The sequence below is a fragment of the Vibrio sp. 05-20-BW147 genome (assembly GCF_013369385.1).
GTDB classification, from domain to species: domain Bacteria; phylum Pseudomonadota; class Gammaproteobacteria; order Enterobacterales; family Vibrionaceae; genus Vibrio; species Vibrio floridensis.
Genome location: NZ_SZTO01000001.1, coordinates 59,805 through 80,171, shown reverse-complemented (window position 1 = coordinate 80,171; position 20,367 = coordinate 59,805). Strand labels below are relative to the sequence as shown.

The window sequence follows — 20,367 nt, the reverse complement described above, 5'->3', positions numbered from 1 at the left end:
TGCAATGTGAGTAATAATCTCGCCCAGATTTTAGATTTTCGGAAACACGACATCATGAATTTGCCCAGATACGTTTTTGCGGGTTCGCTCTCTCTGATGTTGCACGCTGCTCTTCTCTCTGCTGAAGAGCCTCAAATTCAATTGCAAACGAACACTGGTAGTGAATCTCCCACAGTGGCTGTCAATTTGGTTTCTCGCCCAACCCCAGTCAAACCTGTTGAGAAACAGTCACCCCCAAAAAAGACGCCTCAACAAGAAAAGCCGACAGAGCAAAAACCATTGCAAGAAAAAAAAGCCGAAGAGAAACCTTCACCGGTGAAAAAAGTGGTTCCGGTGGAAAAAAGAGCGGTGAAAACAGAGCCCAAACAACCTATCACAACACCGAAAAAGAAGACCGAGACAACGGAAAACATGACTTCAAAATCCGTTGAAAAAGAAGTTAAAAAAACACCGGATAAAGAACAAAAACAATTGGAAACGCCACCTCCAACACCAATTGCACAAGGCGCAACGAGCAAACCTGTATTGATTGAAAAACCAAGCTTCATGCAAAAACCTGTGCAGCCCAAATACCCGCGAGTTGCCCAAAAACGAGGGATTGAAGGCACCGCATTGTTTGAAATCTGGTTAGATGAGCAAGGCCACCTAGTTAAGCTACTGCTGATTAATTCTAGCGGTGCTCAAGTGCTTGATGACGCAGCACAAAAGGCAATTAAACAGTGGCGATTTTCGCCGCACAGCGAGAATGGCATAAAAATGCCGTCACGCGTTAAAGTTCCCGTTCGTTTTTCTTTGGAATAAACATGCAACAACTAATACAACTTCAAAACCAACTTGGCCTTATGGCTTGGCCCCTTATTTTTTGCTCAGCACTGACGGTCATGATCGTACTAGAACGTTTGATTCAAGTCGCACTTAGTATTGGCGTTGGTAAACGTGCCATTCGCCAACAGTTGAATCAAATTTCGCCAACGAACAGCCGAGAAATTGAACAGCTAGCCGAAACGTTGGCAAACAAAAAACCATTACTTTACCGTGGTGTCGCCATGTTGCTGGCTCACCATGATTTCGCGAAATCACTGCGCGAAGATGCCGCTGGCATGTGGCTACAAGAGAAACGTCACCAACTCCACTCAGGACTTCGCTTGCTCACCCTAATTGGTGTGATCAGCCCACTACTCGGATTGTTGGGTACGGTTTTAGGCCTAATCGAGATGTTTAAAGGCGTTGCTGCTTCAACCGGCAATATCACACCTAATGACTTGGCCGAGGGCTTAGGGTTAGCGATGAGAACCACCGCAGCGGGGCTATTGATTGCACTTCCAGCTATCGCCAGTGCGCAACTTCTAGGGCTATGGGCGGATCGCGTCATGTCTAAACTTGAGCATAGCCTTAACTACGTCAACTTATGGTTGGAAGGCGTTTCACTGCAGCATATCGCACCCGGTAAACACATTGCACAGCAGCAAACGTTGAACACTCAAAAACAGGTTGCGATTCATGATTAAAGCGCCACGTTCAAATGAACATTTTGGTCTAACGCCGGATCTCACACCTTTACTCGACATTATTTTTATCGTCATGGTGTTTCTGATGTTGACGGCAGCGGTCAAGCTTGAGTCCATTGAGGTCGATTTGCCGAGCAGCGATTCACAAGCCGTCGCCGCAGTGGATAAACAATCGATCACCATCAACATATTGCAAGATGAGCCACATTGGGCCATCAACGGTAAACGCTACATCGATTGGCAAAACTTTACCTTAGCGCTGACCGAAGAAACAAAACAGACGGATAAACCCGTGATTATTGGCGCAGAAAAAACCGCAGACATTCAACACCTAGTGACGCTATTGGCCTTCTTACAGGAAAAAGGCATAAAAGCAACGCAGTTACTGACAGAACAACCCCAGTAAAGAGATTTCAGGAATGAAGAAATTAACACCATTTTGCCTAAGCATGATTTTGCTCACAGCCACTATCGCTACACCACTTCAGGCCGCTCAGGAACGAGTTATCAGTGCTGGCAGCGCAGTTACTGAGCTGATTTTGGCACTAAAAGCCGAGCAATTGCTGGTCGCTATCGATGTCACGAGCCAACTCCCTGATGGGCATGTGTTACCCAAAATCGGCTACCACCGTCGTCTCTCTGCAGAAGGTCTACTCGCTTTGTCTCCAACCAAGCTGATTGGCTCAGACGAAATGGGCCCAGCCCCTGTACTGCAACAGCTAAAATCAACCGGTGTACAAATCGAGGTCGTTAACACAGACGCGAATGTTGAAGGGCTTAAAGCTCGCATCGATCAAATAGCCACCATTTTGAACAAAACCGATGAAGCAAAAGAGCTCAAAGCGATGGTGGATCGCCAAATCGTCAGTTTAGAGGGTAACCAACCGGCCCGACAAACCAAGAAGAAAGTCCTGTTCCTGCTCATCCATGAAGGGCGCGCCGCCAACGTGGCTGGCAATGAAACCACTCCAAACGCCATCATCGATTTAGCAGGCGCCATTAATCCCGCCGCCGATAAAATTACTTCCTATAAGCCTCTGTCTGCCGAAGCAATGGTAGAGATGCAACCTGATGTTATTTTGGTGAGTGGCCGTAGCTATGAGAAGTTGGGCGGACCAGAGGCGATCATTAAAATGATGCCGCTACTCGCTGCGACTCCAGCGGGTAAAAACAAACAGATCATCACTATCGATGGTTCTGCTCTGGTGGGTGGGCTTGGTCTAAAAAGCCTAGCGGAAGCCAAACGCCTTAACCAACTACTTTACACCCAATAATCACAAAAGATGCTACGTCATATTTCACTTACTACTTGCGTCGCTGCACTGATGTCGGCGCTTGCTCTGACCGCCATTGTCTCCGTGACGGTTGGCCCTATGAACATCAGTGCTACTGATACACTCGCGAGTTTGTTCCAGTTTGGGGAACTCGCACCACATATCGATGTGGTGATCCGAGAAATTCGCTTGCCCCGCACGTTACTGTGCATGTTTATTGGCGCTATCCTCGCGCTGTGTGGCGTAGTTATGCAGGGACTTTTTCGTAACCCTCTTGCAGAACCTGGAATCATTGGCGTTTCAGCAGGTGCTGCGCTCGGTGGCGCCATCGCTATTGTCGCGCTGTCTCAAGTCGCTCTGTTTAGCACGTCCGTGATGAACCTTGCCGTGCTACCTGTCGCCAGTTTTATTGGTGGCGCGTTGGCAACGGCTCTTGTTTACAAAATGGGGTCTAATCAGTTTGGCACTTCCGTCACCATCATGCTTCTTGCGGGTGTCGCCATTAGCGCCATTTCGGGGGCTGCAATTGGTTATTTGAACTTCCTCGCTGACGACCAAACGCTACGCGATCTTTCTCTATGGTCGATGGGCTCTCTTGCGGCCGCTAATTGGAGCTCGATCACTCTCGCAGCGGTGACGTTTGCCATCCTTTATAGTTACTTCTTTGGCAAAGCGATGCCACTCAATGCCTTGCTTCTTGGTGAATCCGAAGCTCGACACTTAGGGATAGAGGTTCAAACGTTAAAACGTGGATTGATCATTTTCTCCGCGGTGGGGGTTGGCATCACAGTGAGCATTTGTGGGGCCATCGGTTTTATAGGCCTTGTTATCCCTCACCTTGGACGCATGCTGGCAGGGCCAGACCATCGTAAGCTGATCCCACTTTCGGCTTTACTTGGCGCTCTGCTGTTAACCCTAGCCGACATGGTCGCGCGCATCGCTGTCGCGCCTGCAGAACTGCCTGTTGGCATCGTCACCGCCGCCATTGGTGCACCTTTCTTTATTTACCTGCTGTTTAAACAGAAAGGGAGAATACTGTGAACAATTCTGTGGTTCTTCGTGGAAAAAACCTGACGCTTCAATACGGACAACGTCGTGTTTTAGACCAAGTTAACATTGAGTTCCGTGCAGGAGAAGTTGTCGCATTACTTGGTCCAAATGGAGCTGGGAAAAGTACGTTACTGAAGCTGCTCAGTGGGGAAATACCATCGTCACACGCCATAGAGTACTTTGGCAAAGCAACCTCTCGCTGGAACCCAGCAAAGTTATCACGACACCTTGGTTTGCTGCCGCAAAGCAGCTCACTCACTTTTCCATTTTTAGCGAAAGAAGTGGTTGAACTAGGGGCAATACCGCTTTCGCTCTCCCATGATGAAGTGCAAGAAGTGGCGAAAAAATATATGCAGTTGACTGATGTCTGGCACCTATCCGAGAGCCTTTATCCAGCGTTATCCGGTGGGGAAAAGCAGCGGTTACATCTCGCAAGGGTGTTGACCCAACTTGACCAAGCAGGTGAGCAAAAGATACTGATGCTTGATGAGCCTACTTCTGCCCTCGATCTTGCTCACCAGCACAATACTTTGAGTATCGCCCGAACACTTGCAAAAGATCATAACGCAGCTGTCATTATTGTACTCCACGATCTCAACCTCGCCGCCCAGTACTCAGATCGGTTAGTTATCCTCAACGACGGTAAGATCGTTACTGACAACGCGCCAGAACAAGCATTAACACCTGACGTTATTGCCTCTGTATACGGCTATAAGGCGCTTATAGGCCGCCATCCGACCTTAGGCTTTCCTTTGGTTCATCCTGCCGCTTAAGCAGAGAGCCGGCAATCAACGCCATCATAAGACATAAAAAAAGCTCCGTTTGGAGCTTTTTTATATTTCTTTGTGCTTATTGGCTAATACGAACAAGCGACTTACCAAAGAGCCATTCCAGCTCTTTTTCGCTGCCTTCGCCAAATTGACTTTCTGCCATTTTGTAAAGGCGATCAATACCGTTTGCCGCGAACTCATGAGCTCGCTCTGCAATCACAATATGATGGAATAGTAGACGCAGGATGGCACGGAACTGCTCATCTTCCAGTGCGATAATCCAGCTGTTTGAAAATTCATCCAAACCTTTGTTGAACTCTAGGTGCTCAACAAACAGTTTGAAAATTCGGCCGTCTAGTGCAGCGGTAAAGTCCGTTTTCTTAGGGAAATGGTGACTTATACCTGTGCGTGAAACACCTGTTTGCTGACTTAGGGTCGTGTATGACATTTTGTCATAACCCAGTCTCAGCAACTGATCAACAACGGCATCCATGATTTTTTGAATAGTGATTTCGGTATCTTCTTTGCTACGCTTTGGCATATTTTAGCTCTTCTCTTTGTAAATCCATCTGACTCAAAGTCTGAGGTCAGAATGAAAATCGTTATCAACCAATAATCAAAAACAATACTCCCAAAATAAATAAACCTACTTTTTTATCACGGGATACTGTAAAACAAGTTTGCAGACGTATGTCTTTGATCGAACCAAACGCACAGAATATGAAACTTAAGTAATAGCAATTAATGCAGACAGTTTAATATTAAGCTCTGCGTTTTTACTCAATTGATAGCGATAGATTATGTAAAAATAATTTATCACGAGATACTCTTATAAAATCCTGCTACGTGCAACTCACTGGGAGAGATTCCTCAGTTGTTAAAATGTGAAATCCAGCAAATAATTGATTCCGATCACATCCTACATTAACAAGAACTAATCTTATCTCTTATCAAACCGCTCACATTACAACATAGCATACCGATATTTTTTTATCCAAGATGTTCCAATTATTTATGTAGAATAAAAGCGTCTTGAGTATAATCCCTTTTTTAAGTGAGGATTCGTTATGAGCATTGAACACGAAGAAACCCAAGTATGCGAAGCCTGTGGCTGCGCGGGTGAGATTGGCTTTATCATCAAAGAAGGCGACGACGTTGCTGATGTCACTATCTACGCCAGCTCGAAAGAATTGCTAGAAGCCGAGTTTGCTAAGTATGTTGAGCTTGCCAAAGCGGTCAACGAAAACGTGGAATACAACACCAGCGAACTAGCCGATAACGCCACTGAACTGAAAGCACGCTTTAAATTTGAAGTCAGCGCAGAAAAACTGATTTTTGAACTGAAGAGTCGCTCTCTATCTCGTTAGTGATGCGATCTCACCATGATTGGATGACGAGCCTTATTGTTTTGGCTCGTCTTTTCTTTGCAGCTTTTGCCAACGTAGCGCCCCATTAGTTTCAAAACTCTTCTCTGCTACACATTCAATAATTACCCCTTCAACGCTTAAAACGGCGCCCAATGAATACGCTTGGTCTTGGTAGTAACAGACGCGTAAACGGGATGCCTCTCCAGCAGCGACCACTGCCACTACCTTATCTCCCGTTGAACTCGTTTTCGCCACCACTAATGAGCTGTGTGTTGCCATTATTAGCAGCAAGCACCCATATCCCACTAGACTCTTCCAAGCGGAGGCTCTAAAGCTTTGTACAGCGATCAATTTTTTACTCATCTCTTTCTCTCCAATCAAGCTTTGTAAGCTACAATGCCAACATACCCCGATGTATTTCACTCTGCGACTGGAAGTAGCCATACCGCTATGAAACGATTTCTCGCCACTTTATTGACATCACTCTTTACTGCTCTCACTGTCGCCACTCCACTCGACTATTACCAAATTCTCAATCACCTTGATAATTATGGCAATCTTGATTTGCGCAATAAGCCATACACCTCTCTGCCAGAAAGCTTAACCGTTAAGGGGAACTTAAACATTGGCAGCACCAGCATAAAAGCACTGCCCAAAGAGCTCAAGATTGAGGGCAGCCTCGAAGCAAGCAACAGCGAGCTTGCCACAATCTACGCTGGAACTTCGATCACAGGCTACGCCAATTTACTGGGTTCAAAGATAAAGAACTGGCCTGGCGGCGTAAAGCTCGGTGGCTATTTGAATCTCACGGACACACCACTTGAAAAACTACCAAACGGACTTAGAGTCAAAGGTGATTTGAGCGTTATACGAACCCCCCTCACAGCACTTCCAGAGAACATCATCATCGAAGGAAATCTGTACATCGGCGGTTCTGCTATCACCGAGTTTCCCAACAAAATGACGGTCAAAGGGCATATTTTTCTTGGTGGTAATCGCATCACCAAATGGCCAACCGATTTAAACTTAGGCGGAGCAGTAGCCAGATAGTTATCTCATCACGCTAAACATCCCGCCCACATAAATAGCAAGTGACCAACACCCTTGCCCAATAAACCTATATTGGTATGTGTTATTCAATGTGGGTTTGTGTTGTTTAGCTGGCGTATCTTCAGCAGCAGATCGGAAGCAAGCAAGCCTATCTCCCCATCTTGTTCCGCGCAAATATCCGCCGCACAACTGTGTAAAAGCACGCCTAGCGATGCGGCTCTCAATAATGGCAGCTTCTGTGCTAATAACGCACCGATCACACCGGAAAGCACATCGCCCATTCCCCCAGAAGCCATGCCAGGGTTGCCAGCGTTACACACGAAAGTCTGTGTACCATCGCAAATCAGGGTTCCTGCCCCCTTAAGGACCACGACGCCTCCGTATTGGCTTTGCAATACCGAAATCGCGGCAAATCGATCGGCTTCGACTTCATTAACGCTACAGCCGAGCAACCTTGCGGCTTCTCCCGGATGCGGGGTAATAATGCGCCGATCATTGTGGTTTGGGTAGCGCGCAAGCCAGTTCAAACCATCGGCATCTAACACCATTGGGCCTTGGAAATTGGCAATGTCGTTCCAACGTTTTTTTGCCCATTCATCGGTTCCTAAACCCGGTCCCACCACGAGTAGATCAGCCCAGTCGAGTTTCTTTTCGAGTTCTTTCTTGTCTTCGTTATAGCCCAGCGTCATCACTTCAGGGCAATGGATTTGCAGCGGCAAGGCGGATTCTGGATGCGTCAGTGCGGCCACCAAACCTGCGCCACTGCGCGCGCAAGCGGTTGCCGCTAATGAGATTGCCCCAGACATGCCGCGGTTACCCCCGATCAACACAACACGTCCATGGTCACCTTTATGAGCGCAGCGGTCTCTGGTAAATCGCCATTGAGCAATCTCATCGCGCTCAATCGTCATCTTGAAACTCGGAACCAATTTGGCAAATTCAGCACCGACGCCAAGATCAGCAAAATGTATCGCTCCACAAAACGCTCTCGCTTTTCCCGTGACGAGTCCTTGTTTGGTGCCAATGAAGGTGATGGTGTGATCGGCATGAATGGCGTCAGGAAGCGCTTGGCCGGTATCAGCACAAAGTCCGGACGGAATATCCACGGACACAATCGGTTTACCCGCGAGGTTGACCGCATCCATCACCTTAGCCATCTCATCACGAACAGCGCCAGCTAGTCCTGTACCCAGTAGAGCGTCAACCACCAAATCGCAGTCCGAAAGTGCCACGTTGAGGCTGGCGGTGTCAGATATTTCTCCTCCAGCGTCTTGCCATGCTTGCTGCGCTTGTTTGGCATCTCCGCTTAAACTCTCTGCATCGCCGCTTTGAATGAGCATCACATGTAAACCTTGCTGACGAGCTAATCGCGCAACCACATAGCCATCACCGCCATTGTTTCCTTTGCCACACACCACACATAAGCGTGATACCGCTGGGTAATAGTTAAGAATCACAGCGAATGTGGCGCGCCCTGCTCTTTCCATCAGCTCATAGAGTGTCACGCCCGCATTGGCGGCAGCGCCCACTTCCCCTTCTCTTACTTGCTTTGCGGTATACAGTGCTTTGCGTAAATCCATGGCAGTCACCTTATTTTGCGCGTTACTGAAAGCTCTACGATGACTATAGACGAAAAAGCCAAGGAAAACCTTGGCTTAAAAGAGAGTTTGCACAAATTACGCGACAAAATGCTATTGATGTTGCTGCGCCATGATCGCTTCTGCGGTTGCATCTTGTATGGAGAGAAACAGTGATTTCACTTGTCCTGTGGGTGTGCGCATCGGGTTAAGGGTCACGTTTTGATACATGAACTCCGCTTGCTGTGTCACTGGGCGCACGTTGCGGCAGCGGAACAGATACGGACGCTGACGCCAGGTGATAAAGCTACGACAACCCAAGTTGTACACTGGCTTGGTTTTTAATTTAAACCACTCTTGGGGGATCTCTGGAAAGAGTTCAAAGATCGATTTGCCAATGGCGTCGTGCGCTTGTTTGCCACTGTGGTGCGTCATAAATCCATTCCACACTTGCACATTGTAATCGGTATCCAACACGATCAAACCCATGTCGACGTTTTGTACCATGTCCACCATCCAGTGGAACTGTTCAAATTCTGCAGGAAGATTAAGCATTAGAAGTCCTCCATCAGATAGGCAAGTTTGTTGTCTAACAACGGCAGTGACTCATCAACGAACATAAACAGCAAGTCACAACGAATCGACGTATTTTCAATGGTATAACTCACTTCAAACGTCATGGTTTTGGTAAACGAACCGGTAGTATTTTCAATCACAGAATCAATTGAGATATGCTGACCTAACAAGACAGGAGAGCTTTGGAAAAAACGGACTTCCGCTTGCTGCCCCAAGCCATTCAGGAAGGAGCCAACTAAGATATTGGAAACGTCCATAAGAAGCTCGAGCTCTTCCAATTCTTCGCTGTCTGCCGGTACTTTCATCAGTTTTTTCAGGTCGGCAACACTGGAATCGCTGAGCAAGACGAGTGCCTCTCCCGCAATCCCTTCGCCACTGAAACCTTGGCATACGCCGGAAACGTTGTCACTTTCCGCCAAATCGCGCAGTGCCATGTGCAGCTCGCTAAGCTCAAAGATATTCACGTTCGGTAGCGGCAGGTTGACAAACACATCAAAATGCCTTGCCAACGCATCTGCAGCGCGACCAATGGAAACGTTCGCCACTTCCATGTAGATGTCACGGCGGCGCAAAATTGGCAGTTCGATGGTTCTTGGCGTGACAACTTGCGGCACCGATGCTGGTTCAACTAATTCTCTCAGTGCCGCTTTCAGTTCATCTTGGCCAATCGGCTTTTGAATAAATGACTTAGCTCCCAGCGCGAAAACGCGTTCTTTCGCTTTGGGTTGAATATCGCCGGAGACAACGATAACGGGCGTATTGTCACCACGTTTTCGCATTTCTTCTAATGTTCCAAAGCCATCCAGCTCCGGCATGGTGAGATCAAGGAACATTAATTTAAATTGTTTTTGGCTCAGTTCTTCTAACGCGTTAAGACCATGCACTGCGAAGGTAATATCCGCATTCAAAGAAGCAGGTAGTGAGCGAGCCATTTGCTTTCGAGCAAGCGCTGAGTCATCACAGATGAGTACAGGAAAAGACATTCAACCACCCTTTTAACAGGTATTCCACTGCCACAAGTTTAACAGATAGATACTAAATGACGTACGGAAACTGACGTACTTATTATTGTTGTTCGCTGTAAGTATGAACGTTATTTAACGAGAATACGAAATAACTTCTAGAGTGGGAACGATTTTCTATGGCCTAGCCAACAAAAACATTTTAAATAAGAATTAGTTACATAGAAACGTTTAACTTTTGTTCGTTTGCTATCTAAAAGGAGAAAACGCCTAATGAATTAGGCGCTTTTGATTGGGAATGTATTAAAGAGTGTAGACAGGGAAAATGATCATTAAACCGAAACGCATTACCACCGCAAACAGACACAAACCAATGCCAAGGCGATACCATTTAAACTCACTGATCGACATCGGAATGCGTTTGTAGAACATCGTTGCAATTCCTCGCCAATCTTGGCTACGTTTTCCATACTGAATAACGCCTGTTAGCACGAAAAGTATGCCTAGCAACAGTATGGCTTTTTCAAGCATGTATAAACCCGCTTCCATGTGATCCCTCTCATCTACCGCTCTTGTTACTGCTTGGTATCATAGTAGCGGTATGAGGCAAAGAGATCTCTTGGACTTAAGTCTTAGTTAACCTGATTAGCAAGAAGAAGCCCAATAAACGTCAACATCGACCATGCATGTTGCGTTACTTTAGTTCACCATAGCGTTCAAGAAACAGCACTGTCGCCGCGGTGCGCGAAGGCACCTTGAGTTTTTTCAACAAGCTCTTCATGTGCACTTTGACCGTCGATTCAGAGATAAACAATCGGTCTGCGATCTGCTTGTTGCGAAAGCCACGCGCCACTTCTTGCAAGATCTGACGTTCACGATCGGTCAGCTCATCGAAGACATCTGTATTTTCTTCACGCTGAAGCAGATATTTCGCGACAACGCTGCTGTATGCTTTGTCGCCCAAGTGCGCTTTCTCAAGCAACTCCACCAGCTCATCGGGTTCGGTATCTTTCAAAAGGTAACCATCCGCACCTGCTTTTACGATGGCTTCGATGTCAGCGGGGCTATCTGATACGGTTAAGATAACGATACTGGCTTCACAGCCATCAGCTCGCAATGCTTTTAAGGTATCCAAACCAGACATGCCTTTCATGTTGAGATCCAACAAGATGAGGTCTAGTTCGTTTTCATGCGCTTTGGCAACGGCCTCTGTGCCATTGCTGGCTTCTGCGACTACTTCAAATTGCTCTTCGAAGCTCAATAGTTGGTTAATACCGCGACGCATCAAGGGATGATCGTCCACCAACATTACTCTACACACCGTCAAATTCGTGTTTCCTTAATACGTTGATATTTTAGCACTACCGCACAACCATTCTGTGGCGATGCGGTGACCGATAACGATCCGTTCAAACGCGCCGCTCGCTCTTGCATGATGGACATGCCGTAGTGATTCAATTTCTGGTTACACTGATCAAACCCTACCCCATCATCACTCACGGATACCGTGACCCACTCCCCTTCTTCACAACATTCGATCCGAATGTTGGCAGCTTTAGAGTGTTTAATGGCGTTGATGGTGGCTTCACGAATCAATTGCAACAAATGCACTTGTTGGTGAGCGTCCAGTTCTACCGACGAAAGATCATTGGTTAAATGAATCTCCGCTTCCGTTTGATCCCCTAGTTGCACCACCATTTCTTGTAGCGCTTGACCAAAGGTGCCTTCTTTAATCGTGAGTCGGAAAGTTGTCAGCAGTTCGCGTAATTGGGTATATGCCGAGGACAGCCCGGTATCTAATTCCGCAATCACTTGATTGGTGCGCGCTAACTGAGGCTCATCGTTCAACTTCGCGACACTGCGCTTGAGCAATGATACCTGAATCTTGAGGTAAGAAAGAGATTGTGCCAACGAATCATGTAACTCACGCGCAATCGTTGCTCGTTCTTCCATCAAAAGTAGTTGTTCCGCTTGTCTTTGCGCCTGATTGTAGTAGACCGCGCGCGATAGGATTTGTACGAAGTTGTCGATCAGCGCTTGATCTGGGCACGGCAAACCGCTGCACCAATGCAAATACCCTAGGTGTTGCCCGTCGAGCGTTAACGCTTTTTGATTACAACGCCCGACGCATTTAGGACCTTCAGTAAGCACCAAGTTACGCTCGCCGATCTCTTCAATCTCTAATTTGGCAGAAACAATGCCTTCGATACTCACAATGTGTCTCAAAATCGCTTGGAAATTCTCTTGGCTGATGCGTGATGCCGTCAGCTCTTGAGAGGAATGGTACAGCACCTGAAGAGACTGATTGGCGTGTTGCAGTTTGTGCGTCTTCTCATTCACCGCTTGTTCCAGCCCTCGGTAGAGTTTACCCAGGTCAGCCGCCATATTGTTGAAGGTTCTGGTGAGGATACCCATTTCATTATCGCTGGTGACATTAAGGGAAACATCAAACGAGCGCGATTGAATTTGCTCACTGGCGGTGACCATCGCCTTGAGTGGCGTAACCACTTCACGACGCACAAAGTGAACAACAAAAATGCTCACCAATAAAATCCCACCCAAGCCTAAACCACCGACCCAAGCGAGCTTGATAAGCTTCTGCTCGGAAAAATATTGCAGCTTAAAAACAAAAGCGTCAATTTGTGAAACAAAACCAGCGACCAAAACCAAGTAGCGTTCTCTATCTTTACTTTGCAGCACTTCTTTTAATTCGTGCCAACGCATGATCAAACGATAGTAGTCGTGGGTAATGTCATCAGGCACTGTCCAATTTTGCAGTGCTTTCATGGAAGGCGAGTATATCGAACGCTCAAACAAATAGATGTGAGAGGAATAATCCTGCGCATTGATTTGAATATCATGGGCTAAACGGTAACTTTGCATGCGCATCGAGCCCGCCACGTTGACCGCCTCGGCATCATTCAAGCTAGAAGCTAGGTTGATAATTGCAAAACTGGTCGTTGCAATAGATAGCAGCAAGATCAAGCCCATTGCCTTCGCAATCGTGCTTGTTACTGACTTTTTCACCGTTTTTAGCAATTTATAACCTCTTCACTAACAAAACGGCAGCGAAGCCTCTCCGTTTCACGTTTTTCTGTTAACAATATCAATATGTGATCACTCTCGCCGGAATTTATTGATCTAAAACAACATTGCCTCTCAATTACCCCCTAAGGGGTATTTATACAAATATGTCAAAAACTACAATTAATGTGCGCTTAAATGACAGTTTATTAATAAGAAATGTGAACTAACATTAAGTCATGTTTCTTAAACTCAGGATAGTACCGTGGTAGACCTTTCAAGAAGACGATTATTTTCCAGAAAAAAAGTCGACGACGGCTTAATTCGTCTTCCTTGGTTGGCTGATCGTACCCAGTTTACCGAACAATGCACACGATGTGGTAAATGCGTTGAGCAATGTGAAACTCAAATCATTGTTAAAGGCGACGGGGGCTTTCCTACCGTCGATTTCTCTATTGATGAATGTACGTTTTGTTACCGTTGCGCAGAAGTCTGTCCCGAGTCACTTTTTTTAGCGAAAGATGCGCAACCTTGGCAAGCGAGGGCAATAATCAATGAGTCCTGTTTGTCGTACCACAACGTGGAATGCCGCAGTTGTGGCGAGATGTGTGAACCCATGGCTATCCAATTCAAATTGGAAATCGGCAAGGTCGCACAACCTCAGATAAACCTTGATGAATGTAGTGGATGTGGCGCTTGTGTTTCGGTTTGCCCCTCTTCATCCATCAATGTGAGCATAAACGAATAAAAGAATAATGAGAGAGAATTATGGCACTAAATGAAGTGCATATTTCAAGTTTAGTGGTACACGTAGCCCCTGAGCATCTAGGCACGATAAAGACGCAGATCGAAGCCATCGAGAACGCAGAAATTTATGGTGATAGCCCAGAAGGCAAAATCGTCGTGGTTCTGGAAACCGAAAACCAAGGTTTCGTTACCGACACTATCGAACTTATCAGTAATTTACCGAACGTTCTGAGCACAGTTCTGGTTTACCACCAAATTGAAACCGATCTGGAAGACATGGACGAAGACACTGGAACACAACATTCCCAAATCGAGGGTGAAGTATGAAAATGACAAGACGTGCGTTTGTGAAAGCAAACGCAGCTGCATCAGCGGCGGCGGTAGCTGGCATTACCCTGCCTGCTTCAGCAGCAAACCTGATCGCAAGCTCAGACCAAACCAAAATCACATGGGACAAGGCTCCTTGTCGTTTCTGTGGTACAGGCTGTTCTGTACTTGTAGGTACTCAGAACGGTAAAGTCGTTGCAACACAGGGTGACCCTGAAGCACCTGTAAACAAAGGCTTGAACTGTGTCAAAGGTTACTTCCTATCGAAGATCATGTACGGTCAGGACCGTCTGACTCAACCACTTCTACGTATGAAAGATGGTAAGTACCATAAAGATGGTGACTTCACGCCAGTGTCTTGGGATATTGCTTTTGATACTATGGCTGAGAAGTGGAAAGCTTCTCTCGCTAAAAAGGGCCCAACCAGTATCGGTATGTTTGGTTCTGGCCAGTGGACGGTAATGGAAGGGTACGCTGCGGCGAAAATGATGAAAGCGGGTTTCCGCTCTAACAATATTGACCCGAACGCACGCCACTGTATGGCTTCTGCGGTAGTGGGTTTCATGCGCACATTCGGCATGGATGAGCCTATGGGTTGTTACGATGATTTTGAACATGCAGATTCTTTCGTGCTTTGGGGTTCAAACATGGCAGAAATGCACCCAGTTCTTTGGACTCGCATCACTGACCGCCGACTAAGCCACCCACACGTTAAAGTAAACGTACTTTCTACTTACTACCATCGTTCTTTTGAACTGGCAGACAGCGGTTACATTTTCAAACCTCAAACTGACCTTGTCATTGCAAACTATATCGCCAACTACATCATCCAGAACAATGCGGTAAATTGGGATTTCGTTAACAAGCACACTAACTTCAAGCAAGCAACAACAGATATCGGTTACGGTTTGCGTGATGATGATCCACTACAGAAACAAGCGAAAAACCCGAACTCTGGCGAGATGACATCAATCTCATTTGAAGAGTACAAAAAATCCGTTGCACCATACACGCTTGAAAAAGCATCAGAGATGTCTGGCGTTGCGCAAGACAAACTGATTGAGCTAGCAAAACAGTATGCTGATCCGAACACCAAAGTGATGTCACTTTGGACAATGGGTATGAACCAACATACTCGCGGTGTGTGGATGAACAGCCTTGTTTACAACATCCACCTACTAACAGGTAAAATCGCAACTCCGGGTAATAGTCCATTCTCGTTGACTGGTCAGCCATCAGCTTGCGGTACGGCTCGTGAAGTGGGTACCTTTGCACACCGTCTTCCTGCAGATATGGTCGTGGCAAATCCAAAACATCGTGCTTTTGCCGAGAAAATTTGGCAGCTTCCAGAAGGCACCATTCCACCTAAACCAGGTTTCCACGCGGTTCTTCAAGACCGCATGCTGCATGACGGTGTTTTGAACTGTTACTGGGTTCAGTGTAACAACAACATGCAAGCTGGCCCGAACATCAATGGTGAGCGTCTGCCGGGTTACCGCAACCCAGAAAACTTCATCGTGGTGTCTGACCCATACCCAACGGCGACAGCTCAAGCGGCTGATCTAATCCTTCCTACAGCAATGTGGATCGAAAAAGAAGGCGCTTACGGTAACGCAGAGCGTCGTACTCAAGCTTGGTATCAACAAGTAGAAACGGTTGGCGAAGCGAAATCTGACTTGTGGCAAGTGATGGAGTTTTCTAAACGCTTCAAGATGGAAGAAGTGTGGCCAGAAGAACTGCTTGCGAAAGCGCCTCAGTACCGTGGCAAAACGATGTACGACATGTTGTTCGCAAACGGCCAAGTGGACAAATTCCCTCTGGCAGAAGCTCGCCAACTTAACGACGATTCTCATCACTTTGGTTACTACGTGCAAAAAGGGTTGTTTGAAGAGTATGCAACCTTTGGTCGTGGTAAAGCACACGATTTGGCACCATACGACACCTATCACGCGGTTCGAGGCCTTCGTTGGCCTGTCGTTGATGGCAAAGAAACGCTTTGGCGTTACAAAGAAGGCACCGATCCCTATGCGAAGAAAGGCTCTGGCTGGGACTTTTATGGCAAGCCAGATGGAAAAGCGTGGATTATCTCAGCCCCTTACGAAGCGCCTCCAGAAGCACCAGATGCTGAATACGACATGTGGCTATGTACAGGCCGTGTTTTAGAGCATTGGCACACAGGTACTATGACACGCCGCGTTCCAGAGCTTTACAAAGCGGTACCCGATGCAGTGTGTTACATCCACCCAGAAGATGCAAAGGCACGTGATCTGCGCCGTGGTGATGAGGTTCTTATCTCAAACAAACGTGGCGAAGTACGTGTTCGTGTTGAAACTCGTGGTCGTAACCGTCCACCTCAAGGCTTGGTATTTGTCCCATTCTTTGATGCACGAATTCTGATCAACAAGCTGATCCTAGACGCAACAGACCCTTTGTCTAAACAAACAGACTTTAAGAAGTGTCCTGTCAAGATCACTAAGATTGCCTAACAGACCGACATGCATAAGCTGCTCTTCATCTAATAGAGCAGCTTAAAAGAATTAAGCCATCAGGCGGAGATTACATGATGAAAAAACGATTAATGGCACTGCTATCTATCAGCGCAATTTCATTGGCAACCTTGGTTGCTGGCGTTGCACAGGCTGAGCTGGATAACCCAGGTGGTATCGGTGGTTTAGAGTCACTACGTGGTGCAACCAACCTAGAAGACACTCGTCCTGCAGATGATTTTAAAAAGTTCCCTCGTGAGCAAGTACTAGAGAGCGATTACATCTATCAGCCACCTCTGATTCCACACAACATTCGTGGCTACGAGGTGTCACTCAACGCTAATAAATGTCTCGCTTGCCATAGTTGGAAAAACGCGAAAGAAATGGGTGCAACAAAAATAAGCGTAACTCACTTTGTAAACCGTGAAGACGCTGTTTTGGCTGACGTATCACCTCGTCGCTACTTCTGCCTACAGTGTCATGTTCCTCAAGCGAACGCAAAACCGCTTGTAGAAAACGATTTTGAACGCGTTGACTCACTGCGCAAGTAATAGCCAACAACAGAATCAAAGAGGCTATCTATGAAATTACTTAAAGCGTTTTGGAAGCGACTAAGCACTCCTAGTAAAGCAGCAGCGGGTATTTTGCTGTTCATGGGATTTGCTGGTGGTCTTCTATTCTGGGGCGCGTTCAACACGGGAATGGAAGCAACAAACTCCGAGGAGTTTTGTTCAGGCTGTCACGCTCCAATTGTTGCGGAAATCCAGGAAACGATTCACTACTCGAACCGCTCAGGTGTACGCGCAATTTGTTCCGATTGTCACGTACCTCATGAATGGACAGACAAAATTATTCGTAAAGTACAGGCGTCAAAAGAGCTTTATGCTCACTTTATCGGTACCATCGATACACCTGAAAAGTTCCAAGAGCGTCGTGCTCACCTTGCTGAGCGTGAATGGGCTCGCTTGAAAAAGAACGACTCATTGGAATGTCGTAACTGTCACGAGTTTGAATACATGGACTTTTCTGAGCAAGGTTCGCGTAGTGCCAAACAGCACTCAACGGCCTTAGCTACTGGTGAAAAAACCTGTGTAGACTGCCACAAAGGTATCGCCCACAAACTGCCTGACATGCACGGCGTTGAAGGCTGGTAATAGAGGAGAACAAGCATGAGTACACTGGAATCGGTTATTTGGCATGTTCTTGGCTATAGCGCTATGCCTGTCATTATTCTATCTGGGTTTGCTGGCGTTGCTGCCATCTCACTTTGGTTATTGTCTTTGAGTAAAGACAAAGACATCTAAGAATTCGTCAACTCTTTTGCCTATTTTGTTGATGACAAAACCCCAGATGGTTTCCCATCTGGGGTTTTCTTTTGCGGTGTTACCTTAACCAGGACTACGCTGCTGATCGCTGTGCACTGGATGTACTAGCTATCAGCAATGGGGAGCACTTGCTTCACATACTGACCTGGCGCAACATCCATCACTGGATTGACTTCAGAGCCTTGACGGTAAGGAAGCACTTTTTCAGCCGGATTAAACTGCGTTAACCACTGATCCCAATGTGTCCACCAAGAACCTTCTTTATGCTGTGCATTGGAAAGCCATTCATCCGCCGACTCATCAAGATTGTCGTTCACCCAGAAGCCATACTTGTTCTTGGCTGGTGGATTAACAATACCCGCAATATGGCCTGATTCACCTAGTACAAAGGTTTTATTGCCACCCATGTTGAGTGCGCCTCGGTAAGTACCTTGCCACAACGCGATATGGTCTTCTTTCGTTGACACAAAATAGCTCGGGATACGGATCTTATCGAGATCAATCCAAACGCCACCAATTTTCACGCCTTTGTCTTGAACAAGTTTGTTGTTCAAATACAGCTCACGCAGCATAAAATTGTGGGTTGCCGCCGCCACATTGGTACTGTCGCTATTCCAATACAACAAATCAAAGTCAACAGGGCTGCTGCCTTTTAAGTAGTTGTCGACGTAATAGTTCCAGTAGAGACTGTTTTCGCGTAGCAGACTGAACGTCACACTTAACGAACGACCATCCATGTAACCTTTGGCGTTATTTTGCAGCTCAATGGCACTGATAATGGTGTCATTAATGTAAGCACCCACTTCGCCTGGCTGTGAGAAGTCCAGAAGAGTCGTAAAGAACGTGGCAGACTTGATGCGTTTTTTCATGCGCTTCGCCGCGTAGTAGCCGACCGTACACGCGAGAACCGTACCACCGATGCAATATCCTGCCGCATTGATTTGTTCTTGGCCTGTAATGTCCTCAATAGCAGAAACCGCTTTTACTACCCCTTCCGTCACGTAGTCCCCAAATTCCACATGGGCTTGTGCTTTGCCGGGATTGCGCCAAGACATCATAAACACACTATGTCCTTGCTCAACGAGCCAGCGAACCATTGAATTCTTCGCTGTAAGATCAAGAATATAGTATTTGTTGATGAAAGGAGGCACGATCAACAAAGGCGTTGCATTGACTTGCTCTGTTAAAGGGCGATATTGGATAAGCTCAAATAGCTCGTTTTGAAAAACAACATCACCTTCCGTCGTAGCGATATCTTCACCCAGTCGGAAAGCGTTATTGCTTGTCATACGAATTTTTAAAATATCCGCACTGGACTCCACATCCTCTCTGAGTAGTTCCATACCGGCTAGCAGATTTTCTCCATTTTTTTCGATCGTCAACTTTAACAACTCGGGGTTGGTTGCGATGAAATTGGACGGAGATAGGGCATTGATTGCCTGACGAGAGAAAAAACTAATGCGTTCTTTGGTTTTTTCATCCAGACCTTCGATAGAGTCAATCGTATCTAGGTAGGTCTTGCTGAATAAAAGATAAGATTGTTTGATAAAGCTATACATAGCTTCGGACTGCCACGCTTCATTGCTAAAACGCTTGTCCCCTTTATCGGCTTCAATGATACTTTGAGTATTGCCAGAAAGCGCAACATTCTGCCAAATTTGCAGTTGTTGTTCCCACCACTGCGTTTGCAGTTTGAGTATGGCTTGTGGTTGGTTCGCCGCTTTTTCAAAAAATTTCGCGGTATCCTCAAAGTTCACTTCTTGCATTGCCTTGTTTAAAGGAGAATTGACGGCTGCCTTGCCAACTTCAAAATCCTGCCACCATTTTTGATTGGTCTCTTGGAGCTTAACAAGATAGTCCGAAAAGAAGTGCTGTAACATAATGGTACTCCCTGATTCGGAAAAAAACGCCGCCTAATGGCGGCGTAATAGTGGGACTGGTTACGCTGGGGTAACCGTCTTAAGGTTTTCCGAAGTTAGTTTCTCAACGTCGTCTTTAAACTCTTTCGCAATCGATTGAAGTTTATTGCTGTCGTCTAACATCTGCTGAGAAAGCTTAGTCAATACGTTAAGCTGTTGTCCGTTGAAAGAAGCCAGTGAAGTCACATCTTTCACTTCCGAAGCAGCTTTCATTTGTGCTAGGCCCATTTCGCTGTATGTGCGGATGGCGTTTAGCTGAAGCTCAGTCAACACTTCGACATTTTTGGTCACAAGTTGGTTGAACTTAAAGTATGGTTGAAGATTTTTTTCAGTTTGGTCAGAAAAAGTTTTGAAAAAGTCCGTGTACATGGTGTTTCTCCTAACAAAGTAAATGTTGTTAAATCT

The 20,367-nt window shown here is 46.5% G+C and carries 24 protein-coding genes; 14 read left to right on the top strand and 10 right to left on the bottom strand.

The window, feature by feature from the left end; genetic code table 11:
• Positions 1-54 precede the first annotated feature (54 nt).
• Genes FC652_RS00380 through FC652_RS00355 form a run of 6 tightly spaced genes read left to right on the top strand, consistent with a single transcriptional unit; the run spans position 55 to position 4,605 of the window.
• Positions 55-801, top strand: a complete 747-nt coding sequence (locus FC652_RS00380) for an energy transducer TonB (protein ID WP_176297048.1) — start codon at positions 55-57, stop codon at positions 799-801.
• A 2-nt stretch (positions 802-803) separates the two neighbouring features.
• Positions 804-1,508, top strand: coding sequence for a MotA/TolQ/ExbB proton channel family protein (locus FC652_RS00375; protein WP_176297047.1), 705 nt, complete (start codon positions 804-806; stop codon positions 1,506-1,508).
• Positions 1,501-1,914, top strand: coding sequence for a biopolymer transporter ExbD (locus FC652_RS00370; protein ID WP_176297046.1), 414 nt, complete (start codon positions 1,501-1,503; stop codon positions 1,912-1,914). Before FC652_RS00375 ends, FC652_RS00370 begins: the two co-directional genes overlap by 8 nt.
• A gap of 43 nt (positions 1,915-1,957) precedes the next feature.
• On the top strand, positions 1,958-2,782 hold the full coding sequence (locus FC652_RS00365) for a hemin ABC transporter substrate-binding protein (RefSeq protein ID WP_237286480.1): 825 nt from the start codon (positions 1,958-1,960) through the stop codon (positions 2,780-2,782).
• A 9-nt stretch (positions 2,783-2,791) separates the two neighbouring features.
• Entirely contained in the window at positions 2,792-3,823 is a 1,032-nt protein-coding gene (locus FC652_RS00360) for an iron ABC transporter permease (protein WP_176297044.1), read from the top strand.
• Positions 3,820-4,605: a heme ABC transporter ATP-binding protein gene (locus FC652_RS00355; protein WP_176297043.1), complete on the top strand. Its 786-nt coding sequence runs from the start codon at positions 3,820-3,822 to the stop codon at positions 4,603-4,605. Before FC652_RS00360 ends, FC652_RS00355 begins: the two co-directional genes overlap by 4 nt.
• 76 nt (positions 4,606-4,681) lie before the next feature.
• On the opposite strand, the gene FC652_RS00350 is transcribed toward FC652_RS00355, so the two are convergent.
• Entirely contained in the window at positions 4,682-5,143 is a 462-nt protein-coding gene (locus FC652_RS00350) for a TetR/AcrR family transcriptional regulator (RefSeq protein WP_176297042.1), read from the bottom strand.
• A 526-nt stretch (positions 5,144-5,669) separates the two neighbouring features.
• Between FC652_RS00350 and FC652_RS00345 the strand changes: the two genes are divergently transcribed.
• Positions 5,670-5,969 carry a YfcZ/YiiS family protein gene (locus FC652_RS00345; RefSeq protein ID WP_176297041.1) on the top strand — a complete coding sequence of 100 codons (300 nt, stop codon included), beginning with the start codon at positions 5,670-5,672 and terminating at the stop codon, positions 5,967-5,969.
• Positions 5,970-6,002: 33 nt separating this feature from the next.
• Here FC652_RS00345 and FC652_RS00340 read toward each other — a convergent pair whose 3' ends face one another.
• Positions 6,003-6,248: a DUF1496 domain-containing protein gene (locus FC652_RS00340; protein ID WP_176297194.1), complete on the bottom strand. Its 246-nt coding sequence runs from the start codon at positions 6,246-6,248 to the stop codon at positions 6,003-6,005.
• A 171-nt stretch (positions 6,249-6,419) separates the two neighbouring features.
• On the opposite strand from FC652_RS00340, the gene FC652_RS00335 reads away from it, so the two are divergent.
• Positions 6,420-7,019 (top strand): hypothetical protein, encoded by a 600-nt coding sequence (locus FC652_RS00335; protein ID WP_176297040.1) that lies wholly within the window; start codon positions 6,420-6,422, stop codon positions 7,017-7,019.
• A gap of 86 nt (positions 7,020-7,105) precedes the next feature.
• Here the strand turns inward: FC652_RS00335 and FC652_RS00330 are convergent, their stop codons facing one another.
• The 6 genes from FC652_RS00330 to narQ form a co-directional block, all read right to left on the bottom strand.
• Positions 7,106-8,608 carry an NAD(P)H-hydrate dehydratase gene (locus FC652_RS00330; RefSeq protein ID WP_176297039.1) on the bottom strand — a complete coding sequence of 501 codons (1,503 nt, stop codon included), beginning with the start codon at positions 8,606-8,608 and terminating at the stop codon, positions 7,106-7,108.
• A gap of 102 nt (positions 8,609-8,710) precedes the next feature.
• The gene (locus tag FC652_RS00325) at positions 8,711-9,151 is read right to left on the bottom strand and encodes a PAS domain-containing protein (protein ID WP_011081647.1); all 441 of its coding nucleotides are present in this window, start codon (positions 9,149-9,151) and stop codon (positions 8,711-8,713) included.
• Positions 9,151-10,155, bottom strand: coding sequence for a response regulator (locus tag FC652_RS00320; protein ID WP_176297038.1), 1,005 nt, complete (start codon positions 10,153-10,155; stop codon positions 9,151-9,153). The genes FC652_RS00325 and FC652_RS00320 overlap by 1 nt, the downstream gene beginning before the upstream one ends.
• Positions 10,156-10,437: 282 nt before the next feature.
• Positions 10,438-10,683 carry a hypothetical protein gene (locus FC652_RS00315; RefSeq protein ID WP_011081649.1) on the bottom strand — a complete coding sequence of 82 codons (246 nt, stop codon included), beginning with the start codon at positions 10,681-10,683 and terminating at the stop codon, positions 10,438-10,440.
• A 145-nt stretch (positions 10,684-10,828) separates the two neighbouring features.
• Entirely contained in the window at positions 10,829-11,461 is a 633-nt protein-coding gene (locus tag FC652_RS00310) for a response regulator (RefSeq protein ID WP_017421675.1), read from the bottom strand.
• On the bottom strand, positions 11,458-13,173 hold the full coding sequence (narQ, locus tag FC652_RS00305) for a nitrate/nitrite two-component system sensor histidine kinase NarQ (protein WP_176297037.1): 1,716 nt from the start codon (positions 13,171-13,173) through the stop codon (positions 11,458-11,460). The genes FC652_RS00310 and narQ overlap by 4 nt, the downstream gene beginning before the upstream one ends.
• A 250-nt stretch (positions 13,174-13,423) precedes the next feature.
• On the opposite strand from narQ, the gene napF reads away from it, so the two are divergent.
• The 6 genes from napF (at position 13,424) to FC652_RS00275 (ending at position 18,022) form a co-directional block, all read left to right on the top strand.
• On the top strand, positions 13,424-13,906 hold the full coding sequence (gene napF, locus FC652_RS00300; RefSeq protein WP_176297036.1) for a ferredoxin-type protein NapF: 483 nt from the start codon (positions 13,424-13,426) through the stop codon (positions 13,904-13,906).
• Between the two features lie 20 nt (positions 13,907-13,926).
• The gene (locus FC652_RS00295; RefSeq protein ID WP_176297035.1) at positions 13,927-14,232 is read left to right on the top strand and encodes a chaperone NapD; all 306 of its coding nucleotides are present in this window, start codon (positions 13,927-13,929) and stop codon (positions 14,230-14,232) included.
• The gene (napA, locus tag FC652_RS00290) at positions 14,229-16,718 is read left to right on the top strand and encodes a periplasmic nitrate reductase subunit alpha (RefSeq protein WP_176297034.1); all 2,490 of its coding nucleotides are present in this window, start codon (positions 14,229-14,231) and stop codon (positions 16,716-16,718) included. The genes FC652_RS00295 and napA overlap by 4 nt, the downstream gene beginning before the upstream one ends.
• A 77-nt stretch (positions 16,719-16,795) precedes the next feature.
• Complete coding sequence (locus FC652_RS00285) at positions 16,796-17,269, top strand: nitrate reductase cytochrome c-type subunit (RefSeq protein WP_176297033.1); 474 nt, start codon at positions 16,796-16,798, stop codon at positions 17,267-17,269.
• A gap of 30 nt (positions 17,270-17,299) precedes the next feature.
• Entirely contained in the window at positions 17,300-17,872 is a 573-nt protein-coding gene (locus tag FC652_RS00280; protein WP_176297032.1) for a cytochrome c3 family protein, read from the top strand.
• Between the two features lie 15 nt (positions 17,873-17,887).
• Entirely contained in the window at positions 17,888-18,022 is a 135-nt protein-coding gene (locus tag FC652_RS00275; protein ID WP_176297031.1) for a TIGR02808 family protein, read from the top strand.
• Between the two features lie 125 nt (positions 18,023-18,147).
• Here FC652_RS00275 and phaC read toward each other — a convergent pair whose 3' ends face one another.
• Positions 18,148-19,923 (bottom strand): class I poly(R)-hydroxyalkanoic acid synthase, encoded by a 1,776-nt coding sequence (gene phaC, locus FC652_RS00270; protein WP_176297030.1) that lies wholly within the window; start codon positions 19,921-19,923, stop codon positions 18,148-18,150.
• Positions 19,924-19,983: 60 nt separating this feature from the next.
• Positions 19,984-20,331, bottom strand: a complete 348-nt coding sequence (locus FC652_RS00265; protein ID WP_176297029.1) for a phasin family protein — start codon at positions 20,329-20,331, stop codon at positions 19,984-19,986.
• Between the last annotated feature and the right edge of the window lie 36 nt (positions 20,332-20,367).